This is a genomic window from Nocardioides sp., assembly GCF_047607365.1.
GTDB lineage: Bacteria > Actinomycetota > Actinomycetes > Propionibacteriales > Nocardioidaceae > Nocardioides.
The window spans coordinates 1-4988 of the sequence record NZ_JASGDD010000096.1 but is presented as its reverse complement, the minus strand read 5'-3'; the positions used below and the strand labels follow the sequence as shown (position 1 = coordinate 4988).

Sequence of the window (4988 nt, the reverse complement as noted above, 5' to 3'; positions counted from 1 at the left end):
GTCGCCGCCCGCGGCGTTGGCCCCGGCGAGGCGGCCCTGCTCGGCGGCGGCGGTCCAGTGCTGGCCGGGGTGCCCGGCGAGGCTGGCGCAGTCGCCGGCCGCCCAGACGTGGGCCAGCGACGTCGCCATCGCGGGGTCGACCACCACTCCCCCGACCGCGTCGAGCTCGATCCCCGATCCGGCGAGCCACGCGGTCTCGGGCGTGGCGCCGAGGCCGAGGACGACCACCGCGGCGGGGAGCTCCCGCCCGTCGTCGAGTACGACGGCGGCGACCCGTCCACCGTCGACCCGGATCTCGGCGACGGTCGCTCCGAGCAGCACGTCGACCCCGGCATGGTGGTGGATCGCGACGAGGTGCTCGGCCGCGGTCTCGCTCATGGCGCGGGCCAACGGCCGCGGCGCGGCCTCGACGAGGGTGACCGGGAGTCCTCGCGCGCGGGCGGCGCTGGCGACCTCCGACCCGATGAACCCGGCGCCGATGACCACAACGGGCCCGCCGGCGTCCAGCGCCTCGCGCAGGGCACGGGCGTCGTCGAGCCCGCGCAGCTGGTGGACGCCCGCTGCCGCACCCTCGACGGCCCGGGACCCGGGCAGCGACCTCGGCCGCGAGCCCGTGGCGATCACGAGGGCGTCGTACGCGATCTCCTCGCCGGGCACCCGGACCACGCGCCGCTCGGGGTCGAGCCCCAGGGCGGGGGTCGAGAGCCGGAGGTCGATGTCGAGCTCGGCGAGAGTCTCGGCCGAGCGGAGCGGCACCGCCTCGGACGGGCCGCCGACGGCGAGCAGCTCCTTCGACAGCGGCGGGCGGTCGTAGGGCTGGTGGGGCTCGGCCGACAGCACGGTGATCGGCCCGCTCCATCCCGCGGCCCGCGCGCCCTCCACCGCCCGTACGCCGGCGAGCGACCCTCCGACGACGACCAGGCGGCGCCCCGTCATCGCGGACGTCGCGGTCATGACTCGGTCACGATTCCACGAGCCGAAGCGCCGAGACCGGGCACGACTCGACCGCGGCCCGCACATAGGACCGCTCGCCGTCGGGCACCTCGGACGAGAGCAGCTCGACGAAGCCGTCGTCGCCGACCCGGAAGAAGTCGTCGGCCTGCGTCTCGCACATCCCGATCCCCTCGCACTTGTGCAGGTCGGCCGTCACCTTGATGGTCATCGGAGTCCCCGCTCTGAGCGGAGCGGGGCGAGCATCCAAGCCTGGCGACTCATCGGAGCGACTCCGTGAGGGCGATGAAGTCGACCTTCTCGCGCACCCCGCAGTCGGGGCAGCACCAGTCGTCGGGGATGTCCCTCCACGCGGTGCCGGCGGCGAAGCCCTCGAGCTCGTTGCCCTCGGCGACCTCGTAGACGTAGCCGCAGCCGGGGCAGCGCGCGGCCATCACGTCGTCCCCGAAGTCGTGCCGGGTGAGGTCGGCCAGCTCGGCGTCGGAGATCTCCTGCGGCAGCGGGTAGCGCGCGACCAGCTTGTCGAACCTTCCCGGCTGGACGTTGGCGAGCCGGATGTCGCCGTCGACGTGGTCGACCACGCGCTGATCCATGAGCTTGCGGAAGAGCGGGGGGAAGAGCGAGACGACGATCATGCCGGCGTACCCGGTGGGGAGCACCGGGCTCTCCTTGTAGTCCCGCAGCGCCTGGTAGCGACGCGTCGGGTTGGCGTGGTGGTCGCTGTGCCGCTGCAGGTGGTAGAGCAGGACGTTGGTGGCGATGTTGTTGGAGTTCCACGAGTGCGACGGGTCGACCCGCTCGTAGCGCTGACGGTCGCCGTTGCCGACCTTCTGCCGCAGCATCCCGTAGTGCTCCATGAAGTTGACCACCTCGAGCAGCGAGAACCCGAAGACGCCCTGGATGAGGAGGTACGGCAGCACCCCCACGCCCAGCCAGAGCACGACGCCGCCCCACAGCGCGATCGACATCAGCCAGGCGTTGATCACGTCGTTGCCGAGGTGGAAGGGGTGGGTGTCCTTGCGCTCGTAGCGGCGCTTCTCGAGGTGCCACGCGGACTTGAGGGAGCCGCCGACGGTACGCGGCCAGAACCGGTAGAAGTTCTCGCCGAGACGGCTGCTGGCGGGGTCCTCGGGGGTGGCGACGCGGACGTGGTGGCCGCGGTTGTGCTCGAGGTAGAAGTGGCCGTAGAAGCTCTGCGCCAGCGCGATCTTCGAGAGCCAGCGCTCGTGGCTCTCCTTCTTGTGACCGAGCTCGTGGGCGGTGTTGATGCCGATGCCGCCGACCACTCCGATGGTGCAGGCCAGGCCGATCTTGTCGAGCGTGCCGAGGTCGCCGCGGGCGATGACGTACATCGAGGTCAGGAAGCCGGCGTACTGGATCGGCAGGAACGCGAAGGTGATGTAGCGGTAGTACCTGTCGTTCTCCAGCGCCTCGATGACGTCGTCGGGCGGGTTGGAGCCGTCGCGGCCGATGACGAGGTCGAGCAGCGGGACGACGACGAACAGGATGATCGGCCCGGTCCAGTAGAACGCGCTCCACCCCGTGAGCTCGCCGCCGGCGAGCGCCACGAAGACGAGGCTCGGCACCACGAGGCCGATCAGCCAGAGATACCTCTTCTTGTCGCGCCACTGGGTGGTCGTCCCGGTGTCGACGGTGCCGCTTGCGTCCAGACTCGCCATGGTCATCACTCCTCTTGGGCTCCTGGCGTCGTTGCCGTTTGTCAGGATGCCCGAGTTGTGAGTCACATTCATCGGTCCACGGGTGAGTTAATCGACCCACTTCTTGTTGATATGAACAATCGGCGGTCGCCGTACGCCGATGCGTCGACGCGCCGGAGGAGCCGGAGGAGCCGGCCCGGCCCGCCCCGACGTCGCCCTATCATCGCCGGCATGAGCCTGTGGTCCGCCGACGAGCTGATCAGCCCGGTGGTGGCGGCCGCCGCCTTCGCGGTGCACCTGCTCACCGTCGTACGCGCGATCACCCGGCCCAACCGGACGCCGGCGTCGCGGGTGGCCTGGGTCGCGGTGATCATGTGCCTGCCGCTGGTGGGCGTGGTCGCCTACGCGCTGCTGGGCGAGACGAGCATCGGACGCGGCCGCGTCGAGCGGCTGCGCGAGGCCGAGCGCCGCCTGGCGAGGCCGCTCGCCCCGCCCGCCTACCTCGCCGATCCCGACGCCCGGACCATCGCCGCCCTGTGCACCTCGATCAACGGCTTCGCGCCGGTGGCCGGCAACCGCGTCACGCTGCTGGGCGAGGCGTCCGACGACCCCGCTCACCCCGCCCTCGACTCCGACCGGGCGATCGACGCCCTGATCGAGGCGATCGAGGGCGCCGCCGAGCACGTCCACATCAGCTTCTACATCTGGCTCGACGACCACAGCGGCGGGCGGGTCGCGAACGCCGTCGCCGCGGCAGCCCGCCGCGGCGTCGTCTGCCGGGTGATGGTCGACGCGCTGGGCTCGCGGGACTTCCTGCGCGGACCTCGTCGCCGTGAGCTCGAGGAGGCGGGCGCGCGGGTGATCGCCGCGCTGGAGGACATCCCCCGGCTGGGGCACCTCGCCGTCGGCCGGGTCGACCTGCGCAACCACCGCAAGCTGGTCGTCGTCGACAACCGGATCGCCTTCTGCGGCAGCCAGAACTGCGCCGACCCCGCGTTCGCGCCCAAGGCGAGGTACGGGCCCTGGATCGACCTGCTGCTGCGCTGCGAGGGCCCGGTCGTGCGCCAGGCCCAGCACCTCTTCCTGGCCAGCTGGATCGCCGAGACCGGCGACGACCTCGACGGGCTCCCGGCCGCCGACCCGCAGCCCGAGGTGGTCGAGCCGGGCGTGACGCTGCAGGTCTTCGGCACCGGGCCGACGACACCGGGCGCCGCGATGTCGGACGCCTTCGTCGCGGCGATGTACGCCGCCGAGCGCGAGCTCATCGTCACGACGCCGTACTTCGTCCCCGACGAGGGCCTGCTCCGCGCGCTCTGCGCGGCGCCTCGGCGCGGCGTGAGGACGACCCTGATCCTGCCCGCGCGCTGCGACTCCAGGCTGGTCGCGGCGGCGAGCAGGAGCACGTACGCCGACCTCCTGGCGTGCGGCGTCGAGCTGCACGCCTACCCGCTCGGCCTCCTGCACGCCAAGTCGGTGACCGTCGACGGACGGCTGGCTCTCGTCGGCTCGGCGAACATGGACCGCCGCAGCCTCGAGCTCAACTTCGAGAACAACCTGCTGATCCACGACGAGCCGACCACGGCCGCGATCCGGCGCCGCCAGCTGGGCTACCTCTCCGAGGCCACCCCGGTGACCGCGGCCGACGTCGCGGCCTGGTCGTTCTGGACCCGGCTGGCGAACAACGTCGTCGCGATGATGTCGCCCGTCCTCTGACCGGCGCCCGCGGTCGAGCACTCGGCCCACGAGGGTCTCCTCGACGTGGGGCCGCTCGACGTGGGGCCGCTCAGCGGCCGTCCGCCCGGCGGCGTGCGGCGCGATCCATCTCGCCGAGCGCCGTGGCGAACGCCGCCCGGAGGACGGGGCGCGCGGCGACGCCGAGGGCGGCTCCCACCGGGGGCCGGCCGAGGGCCACCGTCGAGGTCCACGCGGCCTCGGTGTGATCGCCTCGATCGGCGAGCTCGATCCGCCCGAAGCGGTGGTCGAAGGGCACCGACGCGCCGCGGATCAGGTAGTCGAAGCGTGCGGGCGCCTCCAGGCCGACGATCTCCTCGACCAGGTGCCCGGCGACGAGGTCCACCCGTCGCACGGTGCCGACGCTCCGGTCTCCGTCGCGGCCGGAGCGGAGGATCTCGACGCTCCGGACGCCGCGCACGGTGGCGAAGCGCGCCGGGTCGACGAGGACGTCGAAGAGCGCGGCGGCCGGCGCCTCGAGACGCCGCCGTACGGTGACGGTGATCGTGCTCACGCCCGTCCTCCCGAGGACAGGTCGAGGACGACCGGGGCGGCGTCCTGATCCTCCTCGGCGCCCGTGCCGCCGAGGCCGTCGAGGCCGTCGGGGCCGCCGAGGCCGCCGAGGCCGTCGGGGCCGCCGGGGCCGGC

General features: G+C 72.8%; 5 protein-coding genes. 1 reads left to right on the top strand and 4 read right to left on the bottom strand.

The genetic code is table 11. The features are described 5' to 3' along the window. The 3 genes from QM572_RS07400 to QM572_RS07390 form a co-directional block, all read right to left on the bottom strand. Window positions 1–954 (bottom strand): NAD(P)/FAD-dependent oxidoreductase (locus QM572_RS07400; protein WP_415091607.1); only part of this gene is annotated, 954 nt, incomplete at its 3' end. 7 nt (window positions 955–961) lie between these two features. Further along, window positions 962–1162: a ferredoxin gene (locus tag QM572_RS07395; protein WP_415091605.1), complete on the bottom strand. Its 201-nt coding sequence runs from the start codon at window positions 1160–1162 to the stop codon at window positions 962–964. Window positions 1163–1211: 49 nt separating this feature from the next. Further along, window positions 1212–2630 carry a fatty acid desaturase gene (locus QM572_RS07390; RefSeq protein ID WP_415091603.1) on the bottom strand — a complete coding sequence of 473 codons (1419 nt, stop codon included), beginning with the start codon at window positions 2628–2630 and terminating at the stop codon, window positions 1212–1214. A 210-nt stretch (window positions 2631–2840) separates the two neighbouring features. Between QM572_RS07390 and cls the strand changes: the two genes are divergently transcribed. Beyond that, the gene (cls, locus tag QM572_RS07385; protein WP_415091601.1) at window positions 2841–4322 is read left to right on the top strand and encodes a cardiolipin synthase; all 1482 of its coding nucleotides are present in this window, start codon (window positions 2841–2843) and stop codon (window positions 4320–4322) included. Window positions 4323–4392: 70 nt separating this feature from the next. On the opposite strand, the gene QM572_RS07380 is transcribed toward cls, so the two are convergent. Beyond that, the gene (locus tag QM572_RS07380) at window positions 4393–4854 is read right to left on the bottom strand and encodes an SRPBCC family protein (protein WP_415091599.1); all 462 of its coding nucleotides are present in this window, start codon (window positions 4852–4854) and stop codon (window positions 4393–4395) included. Window positions 4855–4988: the final 134 nt, after the last annotated feature.